The following is a 17,176-nucleotide window of genomic DNA, read 5'->3' on the forward strand; positions in this document are numbered from 1 at the left end:
TAGTAAGTAAAAGCGTGTCGCTCTACGTTACAGAGCTAAAGTTGAGGTGAGAGGAAATACGTCTTTTACCTAAACAGAGTGGAACCGCGCATCAAAGCGTCTCTGTCATTGTACAGAGGCGCTTTTTTATATTTTAAAAAGGTAAATCCGTTAAACAAGTTGGGGATTGGGGGTAAAATCAGTGTTAAAAATGATGAAGGAAGACGTTGATATTGTTTTCGAGCAAGATCCTGCAGCAAGAAGTTATTTTGAAGTTATCTTAACTTATTCAGGGCTACATGCCATTTGGAGTCATCGTATTGCACATGCATTGTATAAAAGGAAGCTCTTCTTCTTAGCGAGAGCTGTCTCTCAAATAAGTAGATTTTTCACAGGAGTAGAAATTCATCCTGCAGCAAGAATTGGACGTCGTTTCTTTATCGACCATGGAATGGGAGTTGTTATCGGTGAAACATGTGAAATAGGAGATAATGTTACTGTTTTTCAGGGAGTTACCTTAGGTGGGACCGGCAAGGAAAAGGGAAAGCGGCATCCAACCATTAAAGATCATGCCTTAATAGCAACGGGAGCAAAAGTGTTAGGGTCTATTACTGTCGGGGCATACTCTAAAATAGGAGCAGGTTCTGTTGTACTAAAAGATGTTCCCGATCATTCAACTGTTGTAGGTATACCTGGAAAAGTAGTGATTCAGAATGGAAGAAGAGTAGGTCAGGATTTGAACCATTGTGATCTTCCAGATCCAGTAGCAGACCGATTTAAAGAACTTGAAACGGAATTGGCTAATTTGAGATATGAAGTACAACAATTTAAGAAAGGAACGAGTGAACATGACAATAAAGTTGTACAATACGCTAACGAGACAAAAAGAAACATTTGAGCCCCTTGAAGCAGGGAAAGTGAAAATGTATGTTTGCGGTCCGACTGTCTATAACTATATTCATATAGGAAACGCTAGACCGGCGATTGTATATGATACCGTTAGAAGATATTTAGAGTACCGGGGATATGAAGTAACGTTTATTTCAAACTTTACAGATGTTGATGATAAATTAATAAAAGCAGCAAATGAGCTTGGAGAAGATGTGCCAACAATAGCAGACCGATTTATTGATGCTTATTACGAAGATGTTTCTGCCCTTGGATGCAAACGTGCTACGATTCATCCACGTGTGACAGAAAACATTGATATTATTATTGACTTTATTCAAGCGTTAATTGATAAAGGATATGCATATGAAGCGGGTGGAGATGTTTATTATAAAACCCGTGAATTCAAGGAGTATGGTAAGCTTTCTCATCAATCAATTGAGGAGTTGCGTCTTGGAAATCGAATTGAGGTTGGCGATAAAAAACAAGATGCATTGGATTTTGTACTATGGAAAGCTGCAAAAGAAGGAGAAATTTCCTGGGAAAGTCCTTGGGGACATGGAAGACCTGGTTGGCATATTGAGTGCTCTGCTATGGCGAAGAAATATTTGGGAGATACTATAGACATTCATGCTGGTGGTCAGGATCTAACATTTCCACACCATGAGAACGAAATAGCTCAGTCGGAAGCAGTAACGGGAAAACTATTTTCAAAGTACTGGATGCATAACGGCTACATTAATATCAATAACGAAAAGATGTCTAAATCACTGGGTAACTTTGTATTAGTCCACGATATCATTAAGGAAATTGATCCACAGATTGTTCGATTCTTTATGCTATCTGTACACTACAGACACCCAATTAATTTTTCTCAAGAGTTACTTGAAAGCACAGAAAATGCTTTTGGAAGATTAACAACATCTTATGGTAATCTTAAACATCGCAAAAACAGCAGCAATAATCTAACAGAGAATGACCAAGAGTGGCTTGATAAAATCAACTCCTATAAAGAACAATTTATTAAAGAAATGGATGATGATTTTAATACAGCAAATGCGATTTCGGTTTTATTCGATCTATCCAAACAAGCTAACTATTACATGCAGGAACTAAATACATCAGAAGAAGTTATCCAAGCTTTTCTTGATCAATTAGACATGCTCGGAAATGTTTTAGGTGTAACATTTAGTTCAACTGACTTGCTGGATGAAGAAATTGAACTAATGATTGAACAGCGCATTCAAGCCAGAAAAGATCGTAATTTTGCATTAGCAGATGAAATACGTGATAAATTAAAAGATTTAAACATCATATTAGAGGACACTCCTCAAGGAACAAGATGGAAGCGTAATTGATTACACGATGAAATATTAGGGAATAAAGATATTAGCAAGGAAGTGGCAGAGTGATCGTTCTGATCAAGGCGCTTGCGCTTTTGTTTACTCTGCCATTTTAAGAAAAGAGGACCAACATGTTTTTAGATGTTAAGACAATTAAAGACTCTAAGCATTTAAATAGCTTGGCTTTGGCGTATATTGGAGATGCTGTTTTTGAAATTTATGTGAGGCATTATCTCTTATCAAAAGGAACGATTCGCCCAAACCAGCTGCATAATCAAGCGAAAAGGTTTGTGTCGGCAAAGGCACAGGCAAGCGTTTTGCACCATTTCTATTCCCAGGAAATTTTCTCTGAAGAGGAACAAGGTGTTTTAAGACGTGGAAGAAATGCAAAATCGGGGACAATTCCTAAAAATACTAATGTTCAAACATATCGATACAGTACTTCTTTTGAAGCACTTATCGGATACTTATATTTAGAAAAAAAACATGAACGTCTTGAGGAATTGATTCAGCAATCCTTTGAATTTGTTGATGGTGAAAAGGAGGGGTTATCATGAGTGAAGATTTCATTATAGGTCGGAACCCTGTTATTGAAGTGCTAAAATCCTCACGGGATATTAATAAGATTTGGGTGGCTGAAAACTCATTAAAAGGACAAGCGCAGCAAATTACAAAGCTGGCGAAAGAAAGAGGAATCACGATTAATTTTGTTCCAAAAAAGAAAATTGATCAAATGGTAGAAGGAAATCATCAGGGTGTTATTGCACAAGTTGCTGCTTATGAATATGTTCATGTTGATGATATATTGAATGTAGCAGAACAGCGGGGAGAATTACCGTTTCTATTGCTCTTAGATGAAATAGAAGATCCTCATAACTTAGGGTCTATTATGAGAACAGCAGATGCTGTTGGTGCACATGGGATTGTCATTCCCAAGCGTAGAGCAGTCGGACTCACAGCAACAGTTGCGAAATCATCAACAGGGGCAATCGAACATATACCTGTAGCAAGAGTAACCAATATGGCAAGAACGATCGATGAGTTAAAGGAAAAGGGATTATGGATTGTAGGGACAGATGCGAAAGGTGCAGATGATTATCGAAACCTTGATGGTAAGATGTCCTTAGCTCTGATAATTGGGAGTGAAGGTAAAGGGATTGGCCGGTTAATCAAGGAGAAATGCGACTTTCTTATCAAAATGCCGATGGTTGGCCATGTTACTTCACTGAATGCATCTGTTGCAGCCAGTCTTTTAATGTATGAGGTATACAGAAAGCGATTCCCTTTAGGGGAGTAGTCTAAAATGGATATCCTTTTAGTGGATGGATATAACATTATTGGTGCTTGGCCATACTTACAAAAGCTTAAGAAAGATGGTTTGGCAGAAGCACGGGATCTTTTAATTGAAAAAATGGCTGAATACCAGGCATATACGGGTTTTAGGGTGATTATCGTTTTTGATGCCCATATGGTAAAAGGAATTGAGAAAAAACAAAAAAATTACCGTGTAGAGGTAATTTTTACGCGCGAAAATGAAACCGCGGATGAAAGAATAGAAAAGCTCGCTATTTCATTAAGCAATATAAAAACACAGGTTCATGTGGCAACTTCGGATTTCACTGAACAATGGGCGATATTCGGACAGGGAGCATTGAGGAAATCTGCCAGGGAACTTTTAAATGAAATGAATTCAATTGAAAATAGAATTCAACATAAAGTGAAGAAAATTGAGCAAAAGCGGCCTGCATCAAAAATCGCCATTCCGGAAGATGTAATGGAAAAACTGGAGAAGTGGCGTAGGGGTGATGTATAGGAGAAAATAAAATGATAAACTTTATTTTTTGGACACGCTAAACGCAAGATGTATAAGTCTATATCAGTATATGATGTTGCAAGTCAGTCTGTTGTGTCAGCTTCATGAGATGCTTGTACTTTCGAACTTGGTTGACGCTTACAAAATGAATACTGTATACTATTGTTATCTTGCGTGCGGTCGGGGGGATCGGCTTGAATTCACCAATCAACAAAGATAATGTCAGCAGGGAAGAATTAGATTTATTGGAAGATGAAAAATTGGTTGAACTTGTTCACGATGGGGACAGTGAGGCACTCGACTTCTTGATTACAAAGTACCGTAACTTTGTTCGGGCGAAGGCAAGATCATATTTTCTTATTGGCGCGGATCGTGAGGATATTATCCAGGAAGGGATGATTGGTTTATACAAAGCAATCCGGGACTTCAAGGAGGACAAGCTTACTTCATTTAAAGCATTTGCCGAGTTATGCATTACAAGGCAAATTATTACCGCAATCAAAACGGCAACTCGCCAAAAACACATTCCACTAAATTCCTATGTATCATTGGACAAGCCTATATATGATGAAGAATCCGATCGGACACTTATGGATGTTATTACCGGTGCTAAGGTAATGGATCCTGAAGAACTCATTATTAACCAAGAAGAGTTTGATGACATTGAGGTGAAAATGGGAGAATTATTAAGTGATCTCGAGCGCAAAGTTTTGGCTCTTTACTTGGATGGCAGATCATATCATGAAATTTCTGAAGAATTGAATCGTCATGTGAAATCAATTGATAATGCGCTGCAACGAGTAAAAAGAAAGCTGGAGCGCTATTTAGAATTAAGAGAGATTAGTTTATAACGAGTAGATAGGTCGATTTTATCGTTTATTGACGAAAAAAATTTACTATGATACAGTTTTAAAGAATATAAAGTTGCGGTAGGTGACGACATGCGAAAAAAGATCATTATGGCATGCACATCTTGTGGAAGTCGAAATTATACTACAATGAAAAACACAACTAGTTCAAACGACCGATTAGACGTCAAAAAGTTTTGCAAAGTATGTAATTCGCATACAAACCACCGTGAAACAAAATAGCCCTTATTTTATTTCTTACACGAAGTTTCCCTATTATTCCTGGAGGTAGCTCAATGCAACGTTTAATTAGTTTTTTCCGAGATGTTACTCGTGAAATGAAAAAGGTTAGTTGGCCTAAAGGTAAAGAGCTAACAAAGTATACAATTACGGTTGTTTCAACTGTGACGTTTGTTGCAGTGTTCTTTGCGGTTATTGACCTAGGTATTTCTTCTTTAATTCGTTTGTTTTTTGAATAACAAATGGAAAATCGTGCTATAATAGAAAATATTAATCTTTGTCTGCAAAACCCGTTAAACGGGTTTTTTCATTGTATAAAAAAGTAATAACATTTGTTTAACTTTGACCAAGGCGCTAGCGCTTTTGGACTAAACAAGAGTGAAATAGATTATTTTAACCTATTGTGGGGAGGGAAGGACAAGTTGTCCTGATGCTATGGAAAAGAATTGGTATGTAGTGCACACTTATTCAGGCTATGAAAATAAAGTGAAAGCAAATCTTGAAAAGCGTGTAGAATCGATGGGTATGGAAGATAAAATTTTCCGTGTTGTTGTGCCTGAAGAGGAAGAAACAGATTTTAAGGACGGTAAGAAAAAAGTTGTAAAGAAAAAAGTATTCCCTGGTTATGTGTTAGTTGAAATTGTTATGACTGACGACTCCTGGTATGTCGTTAGAAACACACCGGGTGTAACAGGATTTGTTGGTTCTGCCGGTCATGGTTCAAAACCAACACCACTATTACCTGATGAAGTAAGTTTTATTTTAAAACGCATGGGTATGGATGAGCGTCGAGTGGAATTTGATTTTGAGTTAAAGGAAACAGTTAAAGTAACAGAAGGGCCGTTTGCTAACTTTACAGGATCAATTGAAGAAATTGACCATGACAAGAATAAACTAAAAGTTCTTGTTAATATGTTTGGCCGTGAAACACCGGTAGAATTAGATTTTGCGCAGGTTGATAAATTATAATCTGAAAAAACTTGAAATCATTTACGAAAAGTGGTAATATTTCATAGGTCAGTATGTCTCAAAGGTTTGGGATATAATTTTGATCAGAAATAATCATTTCTGTATGTATAAGGGTAGGTAAACTCAATGTGAGTTGCCCTAATTTTACCATTTAATTGAGATTGAATGGTTAGATGAGTGGGAGGGTTTTAACCCATTTACCACATCACGGACTTAAGGAGGTGTGTCTCGTGGCTAAAAAAGTAATTAAAATTGTAAAATTGCAAATTCCTGCAGCGAAAGCTAATCCAGCACCACCAGTTGGTCCTGCATTAGGTCAAGCTGGTGTTAATATCATGGGATTCTGTAAAGAGTTTAACGCTCGTACAGCTGATCAAGCTGGTTTAATCATTCCAGTTGAAATCACGGTATTCGAGGACCGTTCATTTACATTTATTACGAAAACTCCACCTGCTGCTGTATTACTTAAGAAAGCAGCTGGAATTGAGTCTGGTTCTGGTGAGCCAAACCGTAATAAAGTAGCGACTGTTAAACGTGACAAAGTACGTGAAATCGCTGAAACAAAAATGCCTGATTTAAACGCAGCAAGCGTTGAATCAGCAATGCGTATGGTTGAAGGTACTGCACGTAGTATGGGTATCGTTATCGAAGACTAATAATGATTTAGTCTGGTATGTTTTAGGGGGTTGCGAGTTTGCTTAAAAACAAGTTCGCAACCTTTATTCGTGGGAGGTTATTCCGCTAAAACCACTAAGGAGGAAATAAAAATGGCTAAAAAAGGTAAGAAGTTTTTAGAAGCTGCTAAACTTGTAGACCGTGCTAAATTTTACCCGGTACAAGAAGCAGTTGAACTAGTGAAAAAGACTAGTGTGGCAAAATTTGATGCGACTGTAGAAGTTGCTTTCCGTTTAGGAGTAGACCCTAAGAAAGCAGACCAACAAATCCGTGGAGCAGTAGTACTTCCAAATGGTACTGGTAAAACTCAACGTGTGTTAGTTTTTGCTAAAGGTGAAAAAGCGAAAGAAGCTGAAGCGGCTGGTGCTGATTATGTAGGAGATGCAGATTACATCAACAAAATCCAACAAGGTTGGTTTGAATTTGACGTAATCGTAGCTACACCTGACATGATGGGTGAAGTTGGTAAATTAGGTCGTGTATTAGGACCAAAAGGTTTAATGCCAAACCCTAAAACTGGTACAGTTACATTTGATGTAACAAAAGCTGTTAATGAAATCAAAGCTGGTAAAGTTGAATACCGTCTTGATAAAGCTGGTATCATCCACGTACCTATCGGAAAAGTTTCATTTGAAGATAGCAAACTTGTTGAGAACTTCACAACAGTTTATGAAACTTTACTAAAAGCTAAGCCATCTGCAGCTAAAGGTACTTACATGAAGAGCGTAAATGCTACTTCTACTATGGGACCTGGTGTGAAAGTAGATTCTTCAAGCTTCGCTGTAAAATAATAACTATTGACTTCATAAAGAAGTTTATATATAATTATCAATGTTGTTTAAACGAATATCGCTATACCGTAGACAGTAGGTGCAATTAGCTTAAATATCCTACCGAGGTGTATTTACGAATAAAGCATGTTTTGCTTATTGTATATACAAAACCTCCATGTCTATCGTGGAGGTTTTTCAATGACCAACACCGAACGGTACTAGTGTTACATGAATCTACAGGAGGTGTAACAATGAGCGCAATTATCGAACAAAAGAAACAGATCGTAGATGAGATTTCTACTAAGTTCCGTGATAGTAAGTCTACAATCGTTGTAGATTACCGTGGACTAACTGTTAGTGAAGTAACTGAATTACGTAAGCAATTACGTGAAGCGGGAATTGACTTCAAAGTTTACAAAAACACAATGACTCGCCGTGCTGTTGAGCAAGCTGAGATTACTGGTCTTAACGATGTGTTAACTGGACCTAATGCTATTGCTTTCAGTAATGACGACGTTGTTGCTCCAGCAAAAATCATTAACGATTTTGCTAAAAAGCACGAAGCTCTTGAAATTAAAGCTGGTGTTATCGAAGGTAATGTCGCATCTGTTGAAGAAGTGAAAGCTCTTGCTGAACTTCCATCACGCGAAGGCTTACTTTCTATGTTGCTTAGCGTTCTTCAAGCTCCTATTCGTAACTTTGCTCTTGCTACTAAAGCAGTTGCAGATCAAAAAGAAGAACAAGGTGCTTAATCTGAACGAAGTTGCATGTGCATGACAATAAAAACTATTAATTGAAAAATCAAGGAGGAAATTATAATGACTCAAGAACAAATCATTGAAGCAGTTAAAAATATGACTGTTTTAGAATTAAACGACTTAGTTAAAGCAATCGAAGAAGAGTTTGGTGTAACTGCTGCAGCTCCTGTAGCTGTTGCTGCTGCTGGTGGCGAAGCTGCTGCAGAACAAACTGAATTTGACGTAGTACTTGCAAGTGCTGGCGGACAAAAAATCAAAGTTATCAAAGTTGTACGTGAAGCTACTGGCTTAGGCTTAAAAGAAGCTAAAGAATTAGTAGACAACGCTCCAAAAGCTCTTAAAGAAGGCGTTTCTAAAGAAGAAGCTGAAGAATTAAAAGCTAAACTTGAAGAAGTTGGAGCTTCTGTAGAAGTTAAGTAATTAATATAAATATATAGAAAGCTCGCCATCATAGGCGGGCTTTTTATATATCGTAAAAAAAGTTGTATAAAATGACGTTATTATGTAAATCCTATACTTCTGAAAGAGGAGGAACTTGTATGAGTGATCATTATTATTCAGAAAAGCCTACTGTACAAAGTGAACGAAAGACTTGGTCGTTTTTGTTAAAAGGTCACCTCTTTACATTTCAAAGTGATCGTGGGGTGTTTTCAAAAAATGAAGTGGATTTTGGTTCCCGTCTTTTAATAGAAGCGTTTGACCTCCCTGAAATTGAAGGGGATTTTTTAGATGTTGGATGCGGGTATGGACCGATTGGTCTCTCGATTGCGAAATATTTTAACAGACATGTAGATATGATAGATATTAATGATCGTGCTGTAGAATTAGCTAAAGATAATGCGAAATTAAACAAGGTTGAGAATGTGAAAATCCTCCAAAGTAACCTATTTGAAAACATACAGGATGATCAAGTATATGCAGCTATTTTGACAAATCCGCCCATACGTGCCGGAAAAAAAGTTGTTCATCAGATTTTTGAAAGAAGTTATGATCATTTATCTGATGGTGGAGAGCTTTGGGTTGTAATCCAGAAGAAACAGGGAGCGCCTTCTACAATTGATAAACTAAATGAGATGTTTTCAGAAGTTGATGTTGTTGAGAAGAAAAAAGGCTATTATATCATTAAAGCTAAAAAATGTTGACTCCAAATTTCTGTTGTGTTAGTATTATAAAATGCCAATATATAATTTCCATAACTATCTATTTTTTGAGAAAAAAGATGTTTAAAAGATAGCTTTTTGGAGATACTTATAAAATCAAAAGTACGTTTAAATTGTGGTTTTCTTACTAGAAACCCTTTTTATTTTTTGTTTTTTCCTTGCGTCTGTACTAGAATTTCCTATGTTTTTATTTCAGATATTTTATTGGTAGTATATTAAGATATTATGTTTAAAGAGAATGATCTTATGTGAGTTCTCTTATTCGTCTGTCTAAAAAAAAGGTATACATAATGGTACGACGCAAAACCTATTACGCTTGATTTGAGGGGTGAATGAGTTGACAGGTCAACTAGTTCAGTATGGACGACACCGCCAACGCAGAAGTTATGCACGCATTAGTGAAGTGTTAGAATTACCAAATCTTATTGAGATTCAAACCTCTTCCTATCAGTGGTTTCTTGATGAGGGCTTGAGAGAAATGTTCCAGGATATTTCTCCTATTGAGGATTTCACTGGTAACCTCTCGCTAGAGTTTATTGATTATAGCTTGGGAGATCCTAAGTATCCTGTAGAGGAATCAAAAGAACGCGATGTTACCTACTCAGCGCCATTACGTGTGAAGGTGCGTTTGATTAACAAGGAAACTGGTGAAGTAAAAGATCAGGATGTCTTTATGGGAGATTTTCCTCTCATGACAGAAACAGGTACATTTGTGATTAATGGAGCAGAGCGCGTTATCGTGTCTCAATTGGTCCGTTCACCAAGTGTTTATTACAGTGGTAAAGTAGATAAAAATGGTAAAAAAGGCTTTACTGCGACTGTTATCCCAAACCGTGGAGCATGGTTAGAATACGAAACAGATGCGAAAGATGTTGTTTATGTACGTATTGATCGTACTCGTAAATTACCAGTGACTGTCTTGTTACGTGCTCTTGGGTTTGGCTCTGATCAAGAAATCACCGATTTACTAGGTGAAAATGAGTACTTACGTAATACTCTTGATAAGGATAATACGGAAAGTACAGAGAAGGCTCTGCTTGAAATCTATGAGCGTCTTCGCCCTGGTGAGCCACCAACTGTGGATAATGCCAAGAGTTTATTAGATTCGAGATTTTTTGATCCAAAGCGCTATGATCTAGCGAATGTTGGTCGCTATAAAATTAATAAAAAGCTTCACATTAAGAATCGTCTTTTCAACCAAAGATTAGCTGAAACGCTTGTAGACCCTGAAACAGGTGAGATTATTGCAGAAAAAGGCGCAATGATTGACAGAAGAACGCTTGATCGTATTCTTCCAAACCTGGAGAGTGGTGTAGGGTTTAAAAAAGAACAGCCATCAGGCGGCGTTGTTGAAGAAGAAGTAACGATTCAATCTATCAAGATTTATGCGCCAAATGACCCGGATGGTGAAAAGGTCATTAATGTATTAGGTAATGCTTATGTAGAAGAGGCAGTTAAAAACATTACTGTTGCTGATATTTTAGCTTCTATCAGCTACTTCTTTAACCTATTACATGGTGTAGGTGATACAGATGATATCGACCATCTAGGAAATCGCCGATTACGTTCTGTTGGTGAGTTATTACAAAACCAATTCAGAATTGGTTTATCAAGAATGGAACGTGTAGTTCGTGAGAGAATGTCTATTCAGGATACGAACACAATCACGCCACAACAATTAATTAATATTCGCCCGGTTATTGCGTCTATTAAGGAATTCTTTGGTAGCTCTCAATTATCTCAGTTCATGGATCAAACAAATCCTTTAGCTGAGTTAACTCATAAACGTCGTTTATCAGCACTTGGACCGGGTGGTTTAACTCGTGAACGTGCAGGTTTCGAAGTTCGTGACGTTCACTACTCTCACTATGGTCGTATGTGTCCAATTGAGACACCTGAGGGTCCGAACATCGGATTAATCAACTCACTTTCTTCATATGCAAAAGTTAATCGTTTCGGTTTCATTGAAACTCCGTACCGTAGAGTTGACCCTGAAACAGGAAAAGTAACATCAAGAATCGATTACTTAACAGCTGATGAAGAAGATAACTATGTTGTTGCCCAAGCAAACGCAAGATTAGCTGAAGATGGATCATTTATCGATGATGATATCGTTGCGCGTTTCCGTGGGGAGAATACGGTTGTTTATAAAGATCGTATCGACTACATGGATGTTTCTCCTAAGCAGGTCGTTTCTGCTGCAACAGCTTGTATTCCATTCTTAGAAAATGATGACTCAAACCGTGCATTAATGGGTGCGAACATGCAACGTCAAGCTGTACCATTAATGAATCCTGAAGCTCCAATCGTTGGAACAGGTATGGAATATGTTTCTGGTAAAGATTCAGGAGCAGCTGTTATCTGTAAATATCCTGGTATTGTAGAGCGTGTGGAAGCAAAAAATGTATGGGTTCGTCGTTATGAAGAAGTAGATGGTCAAAAGGTAAAAGGTAATTTAGATAAATATAGCATGTTGAAATTTATCCGTTCGAACCAAGGTACTTGTTACAACCAACGCCCGATCGTTAGTGAAGGTGATGAAGTTGTAAAAGGTGAAATCCTTGCGGATGGACCGTCTATGGAAAAAGGTGAACTTGCATTAGGAAGAAACGTAATGGTTGCCTTCATGACATGGGATGGTTATAACTATGAGGATGCTATCATCATGAGTGAAAGACTTGTGAAAGATGATGTATATACTTCTATACACATTGAAGAATATGAGTCTGAGTCTCGTGATACAAAACTAGGACCTGAAGAAATTACACGTGATATCCCGAACGTGGGGGAAGATGCTCTAAGAAACTTAGATGAGCGTGGAATTATTCGGATCGGTGCAGAAGTAAAAGACGGAGATCTACTAGTAGGGAAAGTTACTCCTAAAGGTGTAACTGAACTAACAGCAGAAGAAAGACTTTTACATGCAATCTTCGGAGAAAAAGCTCGTGAAGTACGTGATACTTCATTACGTGTACCACATGGTGGAGAGGGAATCATCTTAGATGTTAAAGTATTTAACCGTGAAGATGGTGATGAATTACCACCAGGTGTTAATCAATTAGTCCGTGTATATATTGTCCAAAAGCGTAAGATCTCTGAAGGAGATAAGATGGCGGGACGACATGGTAACAAAGGGGTTATCTCACGTATTCTTCCTGAAGAAGATATGCCGTATTTACCAGACGGAACACCAGTGGATATCATGTTAAATCCATTAGGGGTACCTTCTCGTATGAATATCGGTCAGGTATTAGAGTTGCATTTAGGTATGGCTGCTCGTAGATTAGGCATCCATGTTGCATCACCAGTATTTGATGGTGCTCGTGAGGAAGATGTATGGTCAACATTAGAAGAAGCTGGGATGGCACGAGATGCAAAAACAGTTCTTTATGATGGACGTACAGGTGAACCATTCGATAACCGTGTATCTGTAGGGATCATGTACATGATCAAACTTGCACACATGGTTGATGACAAGTTACATGCCCGTTCAACTGGACCATACTCATTAGTTACACAACAACCATTAGGTGGTAAAGCACAGTTTGGTGGTCAGCGTTTCGGTGAGATGGAGGTATGGGCACTTGAAGCATACGGTGCTGCATATACTTTACAAGAGATCTTAACTGTGAAATCGGATGATGTTGTTGGTCGTGTGAAAACATATGAAGCGATCGTAAAAGGTGAGAATGTACCAGAACCGGGTGTTCCTGAGTCATTTAAAGTATTAATTAAAGAACTTCAAAGCTTAGGTATGGATGTTAAAATGCTCTCAAGTGATGAGCAGGAAATTGAAATGAGAGACCTTGATGATGATGAAGATACACAGCAAGCAGAAGGTCTTTCCGTTAATGAAACAGTAGAACCTGAGCCGGAAGTTGAAGAATTGGAAAAAGATACTGTAGCGAAAGAATAATTTTGTGAAAGTTGCCTAACATGATGTGATAAACGGACGGGGAGAATTCATCTCTCCGTTCATAAAATTTCACCTCTAGGTACATACAATTTTCCGTTTGTGATAGATCTTAAAAATTCAATAAATAGCACTTAAATTAGGGTATAACCTGAAGACGAAAAGGGAGGTAGGCCCCTTGATAGATGTAAATAATTTTGAATATATGAGCATCGGCTTGGCTTCACCTGACAAGATTCGCTCTTGGTCCTTTGGTGAAGTTAAGAAACCAGAAACAATCAATTACCGTACATTGAAGCCAGAGAAGGATGGTCTATTTTGTGAACGCATATTTGGACCAACAAAAGACTGGGAATGTCATTGTGGTAAATATAAAAGAGTTCGTTACAAAGGTGTAGTTTGTGATCGCTGTGGTGTAGAAGTAACTCGCGCAAAAGTTCGTCGTGAAAGAATGGGACACATTGAGCTTGCTGCTCCTGTATCTCACATCTGGTATTTTAAAGGTATTCCTAGCCGTATGGGATTAGTATTAGATATGTCTCCACGTGCGCTTGAGGAAGTCATTTATTTTGCTTCTTACGTGACAACTGACACAGGGGATACTCCACTAGAGAAAAAACAACTTCTGTCTGAAAAAGAATATAGAGCTTACCGTGAAAAGTACGGTAACACTTTCCAAGCAGCAATGGGTGCTGAGGCTATTAAAAAACTTTTATCAGATATTGACCTTGATAAGGAAGTTGATTCATTAAAAGAAGAACTAAAAACAGCACAAGGGCAACGGAGAACACGTGCAATTAAGCGATTGGAAGTTCTTGAAGCTTTCCGTAACTCCGGTAATGATCCATCTTGGATGATCCTTGATGTGCTACCTGTTATCCCACCTGAACTACGTCCAATGGTACAGCTTGATGGCGGACGTTTTGCAACATCCGACCTAAACGATCTATATAGACGTGTTATTAACCGAAATAACCGTTTGAAACGATTATTAGATCTTGGCGCACCTAGCATTATTGTTCAAAATGAAAAACGTATGCTTCAGGAAGCAGTAGACGCGTTGATTGATAATGGTCGCCGTGGCCGTCCTGTAACAGGACCGGGGAATCGTCCGTTAAAATCACTTTCACATATGCTTAAAGGAAAACAAGGGCGTTTCCGTCAAAACTTATTAGGAAAACGTGTTGACTATTCAGGACGTTCGGTTATCGTCGTTGGTCCTAACCTAAAAATGTACCAATGCGGATTACCAAAAGAGATGGCTCTTGAGCTTTTCAAGCCGTTTGTTATGAAAGAGCTAGTAGAAAAAGGATTAGCTCATAACATAAAGAGTGCAAAACGAAAAATCGAGAGAGTACAACCGGAAGTATGGGATGTATTAGAATCAGTTATTAAAGAACATCCAGTATTACTTAACCGTGCCCCTACTCTTCATAGATTAGGAATTCAAGCATTTGAGCCTACACTAGTAGAAGGCCGTGCAATTCGTCTTCACCCTCTTGTATGTACAGCATATAATGCTGACTTTGATGGTGACCAAATGGCAGTTCACGTTCCGCTTTCTGCAGAAGCTCAAGCTGAAGCACGTATTCTGATGCTAGCTGCACAAAACATCCTTAATCCTAAGGACGGAAAACCGGTAGTTACACCTTCTCAGGATATGGTACTAGGTAACTATTACTTAACTCTAGAGCGTGCGGGTGCAATTGGTGAAGGAATGATCTTTAAAGATACAGATGAAGCATTGCTTGCTTATCAAAACGGATATGTACATTTACATACACGTGTTGCTGTTCAGGCATCTTCATTAAACAAACAAGCGTTTACTGAAGAACAAAATAAAATGCTTCTTGTCACAACTGTTGGTAAGTTGATTTTTAATGAAATCTTACCTGAATCATTCCCTTACATGAATGAGCCAACTAAGCAAAATATCGAGGAAAAAACTCCTGAAAAGTATTTTATCGATCCTACAGTGAATGTGAAAGAGCATGTCTCAACTCTTGAGGAAATATCTCCATTCAAAAAGGGTATCCTCGGTAAGATTATTGCTGAAATCTTTAAGAAATTCCATATTACTGAGACATCTAAAATGCTTGATCGCATGAAAAATCTCGGTTTTAGATATTCTACAAAAGCAGGTATTACCGTTGGTGTATCTGATATCATAGTTCTAAAAGAAAAACAAGAAATCATTAGTGAAGCACAGACAAAGGTTGATAATGTATTAAAACAGTTCCGAAGAGGTTTAATTACTGAAGACGAACGATATGAACGTGTTATCTCCATTTGGAGTGCGGCTAAAGATAATATCCAAGGCAAGCTGATGGCATCTCTTAATAAGCGAAACCCAATCTTCATGATGAGTGATTCAGGTGCCCGTGGTAACGCATCTAACTTTACTCAGCTAGCTGGTATGCGTGGTCTTATGGCCAACCCGGCTGGACGAATTATTGAGTTACCAATTAAGTCGAGTTTCCGTGAAGGATTAACCGTATTAGAGTACTTCATCTCAACACACGGTGCCCGTAAAGGTCTTGCAGATACAGCCCTTAAAACAGCTGACTCAGGTTACTTAACTCGTCGACTTGTTGATGTTGCGCAAGATGTTATCATACGTGATGATGATTGCGGAACAGATCGTGGTATCTTGGCTGAGGCAATTAGAGAAGGTACTGAAATTATCGAGAAGTTAGACGAACGTCTAATTGGACGTTATTGCCGTAAGGTTGTAAAGCATCCTGAAACAGGTGCTGTTCTTGTAGACGAAAATGAGTTAATCACTGAGGATATTGCAGTTGAAATTATCAACGCTGGCATTGATAAGGTTTGGATCCGTTCTGCATTTACATGTAACACCAGACATGGTGTATGTAAAAAATGTTACGGAAGAAACCTTGCAACTGGTAGTGAAGTAGAAGTTGGGGAAGCAGTAGGTATTATCGCTGCTCAATCTATTGGTGAGCCTGGTACGCAGTTAACAATGCGTACATTCCATACAGGTGGGGTTGCCGGAGATGATATCACCCAAGGTTTACCTCGTATTCAGGAGTTATTTGAAGCTAGAAACCCTAAAGGTCAAGCGATTATTTCTGAAATTAGTGGTGTTGTAGCTGAAATCAATGAAGTACGTGATAAACAACAAGAGATTGTAATCCAGGGTGAAGTAGAATCCCGTTCTTATACAGCTCCGTATAATGCAAGACTTAAGGTTACTCAAGGTGATAAAATCGAGAGTGGTCAAGTCTTAACAGAAGGTTCCATTGATCCTAAAGAACTATTAAAAGTGAAGGATTTACAAGCAGTTCAACAGTATCTATTACGTGAAGTTCAAAAAGTATACCGTATGCAAGGGGTAGAAATTGGTGATAAACACGTAGAGGTAATGGTACGACAAATGCTTCGTAAAGTCCGTGTTATGGATGCAGGTGATACAGACGTATTACCAGGTACTTTATTGGATGTTCATCAGTTTACTGATGCAAATAAACAAGTACTGTTAGATGGTAAACGCCCTGCAACAGGACGCCCTGTATTACTTGGTATTACAAAAGCATCTCTAGAAACAGATTCCTTCTTATCTGCAGCATCATTCCAAGAAACAACTCGTGTTCTTACAGATGCAGCAATTAAAGGAAAACGCGATGAATTACTCGGTCTTAAAGAAAATGTTATCATTGGTAAACTTGTTCCTGCGGGTACTGGTATGCCGAGATATCGTCAAGCAGAGCCAATTGCAAAGGTTGAACAAACTGAGGAAGTCGTATCTGTTGATTAAGATATAAAATCTCTACTGTAGCTCATTGAGGGAATTTCC

General features: G+C 38.2%; 16 protein-coding genes and 2 other annotated features (1 of these 18 only partly in view). All 16 genes read left to right on the forward strand.

Features of this window, described 5'->3' with window-relative positions:
- Positions 1-107: a binding site (T-box leader), on the forward strand (it extends 133 nt beyond the left edge of the window).
- Between the two features lie 83 nt (positions 108-190).
- The 16 genes from cysE to rpoC all read left to right on the forward strand — a co-directional run bounded on the left by cysE (position 191) and on the right by rpoC (position 17,137).
- Positions 191-877, forward strand: a complete 687-nt coding sequence (cysE, locus tag BK577_RS12120; RefSeq protein ID WP_169908268.1) for a serine O-acetyltransferase — start codon at positions 191-193, stop codon at positions 875-877.
- On the forward strand, positions 828-2,225 hold the full coding sequence (gene cysS / locus BK577_RS12125; protein WP_078433089.1) for a cysteine--tRNA ligase: 1,398 nt from the start codon (positions 828-830) through the stop codon (positions 2,223-2,225). Before cysE ends, cysS begins: the two co-directional genes overlap by 50 nt.
- A 116-nt stretch (positions 2,226-2,341) precedes the next feature.
- Positions 2,342-2,767, forward strand: a complete 426-nt coding sequence (locus BK577_RS12130) for a Mini-ribonuclease 3 (RefSeq protein ID WP_078433090.1) — start codon at positions 2,342-2,344, stop codon at positions 2,765-2,767.
- Entirely contained in the window at positions 2,764-3,507 is a 744-nt protein-coding gene (gene rlmB, locus BK577_RS12135; RefSeq protein ID WP_078433091.1) for a 23S rRNA (guanosine(2251)-2'-O)-methyltransferase RlmB, read from the forward strand. Before BK577_RS12130 ends, rlmB begins: the two co-directional genes overlap by 4 nt.
- Before the next feature lie 6 nt (positions 3,508-3,513).
- On the forward strand, positions 3,514-4,023 hold the full coding sequence (locus BK577_RS12140; RefSeq protein ID WP_078433092.1) for an NYN domain-containing protein: 510 nt from the start codon (positions 3,514-3,516) through the stop codon (positions 4,021-4,023).
- 194 nt (positions 4,024-4,217) lie between these two features.
- Complete coding sequence (sigH, locus tag BK577_RS12145; protein ID WP_026561204.1) at positions 4,218-4,874, forward strand: RNA polymerase sporulation sigma factor SigH; 657 nt, start codon at positions 4,218-4,220, stop codon at positions 4,872-4,874.
- 90 nt (positions 4,875-4,964) lie between these two features.
- Complete coding sequence (gene rpmG / locus BK577_RS12150; RefSeq protein WP_078433093.1) at positions 4,965-5,114, forward strand: 50S ribosomal protein L33; 150 nt, start codon at positions 4,965-4,967, stop codon at positions 5,112-5,114.
- A gap of 53 nt (positions 5,115-5,167) precedes the next feature.
- The gene (gene secE, locus BK577_RS12155) at positions 5,168-5,350 is read left to right on the forward strand and encodes a preprotein translocase subunit SecE (protein WP_026561205.1); all 183 of its coding nucleotides are present in this window, start codon (positions 5,168-5,170) and stop codon (positions 5,348-5,350) included.
- A gap of 196 nt (positions 5,351-5,546) precedes the next feature.
- The gene (gene nusG / locus BK577_RS12160) at positions 5,547-6,080 is read left to right on the forward strand and encodes a transcription termination/antitermination protein NusG (protein WP_026561206.1); all 534 of its coding nucleotides are present in this window, start codon (positions 5,547-5,549) and stop codon (positions 6,078-6,080) included.
- Between the two features lie 230 nt (positions 6,081-6,310).
- Positions 6,311-6,736, forward strand: a complete 426-nt coding sequence (gene rplK / locus BK577_RS12165) for a 50S ribosomal protein L11 (RefSeq protein ID WP_026561207.1) — start codon at positions 6,311-6,313, stop codon at positions 6,734-6,736.
- Between the two features lie 111 nt (positions 6,737-6,847).
- Complete coding sequence (gene rplA, locus BK577_RS12170; RefSeq protein ID WP_026561208.1) at positions 6,848-7,546, forward strand: 50S ribosomal protein L1; 699 nt, start codon at positions 6,848-6,850, stop codon at positions 7,544-7,546.
- Between the two features lie 48 nt (positions 7,547-7,594).
- Positions 7,595-7,734, forward strand: a sequence feature (ribosomal protein L10 leader region).
- A gap of 45 nt (positions 7,735-7,779) precedes the next feature.
- The gene (gene rplJ / locus BK577_RS12175; RefSeq protein WP_078433095.1) at positions 7,780-8,280 is read left to right on the forward strand and encodes a 50S ribosomal protein L10; all 501 of its coding nucleotides are present in this window, start codon (positions 7,780-7,782) and stop codon (positions 8,278-8,280) included.
- Positions 8,281-8,346: 66 nt separating this feature from the next.
- Positions 8,347-8,706, forward strand: a complete 360-nt coding sequence (gene rplL, locus BK577_RS12180) for a 50S ribosomal protein L7/L12 (protein WP_078433096.1) — start codon at positions 8,347-8,349, stop codon at positions 8,704-8,706.
- Between the two features lie 119 nt (positions 8,707-8,825).
- On the forward strand, positions 8,826-9,428 hold the full coding sequence (locus BK577_RS12185; RefSeq protein WP_078433097.1) for a class I SAM-dependent methyltransferase: 603 nt from the start codon (positions 8,826-8,828) through the stop codon (positions 9,426-9,428).
- Between the two features lie 355 nt (positions 9,429-9,783).
- Entirely contained in the window at positions 9,784-13,362 is a 3,579-nt protein-coding gene (gene rpoB, locus BK577_RS12190; RefSeq protein ID WP_078433098.1) for a DNA-directed RNA polymerase subunit beta, read from the forward strand.
- 175 nt (positions 13,363-13,537) lie between these two features.
- Entirely contained in the window at positions 13,538-17,137 is a 3,600-nt protein-coding gene (gene rpoC, locus BK577_RS12195; RefSeq protein ID WP_078433099.1) for a DNA-directed RNA polymerase subunit beta', read from the forward strand.
- The last annotated feature ends 39 nt before the right edge of the window (positions 17,138-17,176 follow it).

Origin of the sequence: Metabacillus halosaccharovorans (genome assembly GCF_002019635.1) — a bacterium.
In the GTDB taxonomy this organism is placed as follows: Bacteria; Bacillota; Bacilli; order Bacillales; family Bacillaceae; genus Metabacillus; species Metabacillus halosaccharovorans.

What these genes read in the sequence shown, in the direction of transcription:
- rlmB (WP_078433091.1), top strand. Translation starts at nt 2,764, where the DNA reads ATGAGTGAAGATTTCATTATAGGTCGGAACCCTGTTATTGAAGTGCTA.
- cysS (WP_078433089.1), top strand. Translation starts at nt 828, where the DNA reads ATGACAATAAAGTTGTACAATACGCTAACGAGACAAAAAGAAACATTT.
- BK577_RS12140 (WP_078433092.1), top strand. Translation starts at nt 3,514, where the DNA reads ATGGATATCCTTTTAGTGGATGGATATAACATTATTGGTGCTTGGCCA.
- rplL (WP_078433096.1), top strand. Translation starts at nt 8,347, where the DNA reads ATGACTCAAGAACAAATCATTGAAGCAGTTAAAAATATGACTGTTTTA.
- rplJ (WP_078433095.1), top strand. Translation starts at nt 7,780, where the DNA reads ATGAGCGCAATTATCGAACAAAAGAAACAGATCGTAGATGAGATTTCT.
- nusG (WP_026561206.1), top strand. Translation starts at nt 5,547, where the DNA reads ATGGAAAAGAATTGGTATGTAGTGCACACTTATTCAGGCTATGAAAAT.
- secE (WP_026561205.1), top strand. Translation starts at nt 5,168, where the DNA reads ATGCAACGTTTAATTAGTTTTTTCCGAGATGTTACTCGTGAAATGAAA.
- rpmG (WP_078433093.1), top strand. Translation starts at nt 4,965, where the DNA reads ATGCGAAAAAAGATCATTATGGCATGCACATCTTGTGGAAGTCGAAAT.
- rplA (WP_026561208.1), top strand. Translation starts at nt 6,848, where the DNA reads ATGGCTAAAAAAGGTAAGAAGTTTTTAGAAGCTGCTAAACTTGTAGAC.
- BK577_RS12185 (WP_078433097.1), top strand. Translation starts at nt 8,826, where the DNA reads ATGAGTGATCATTATTATTCAGAAAAGCCTACTGTACAAAGTGAACGA.
- BK577_RS12130 (WP_078433090.1), top strand. Translation starts at nt 2,342, where the DNA reads ATGTTTTTAGATGTTAAGACAATTAAAGACTCTAAGCATTTAAATAGC.
- cysE (WP_169908268.1), top strand. Translation starts at nt 191, where the DNA reads ATGATGAAGGAAGACGTTGATATTGTTTTCGAGCAAGATCCTGCAGCA.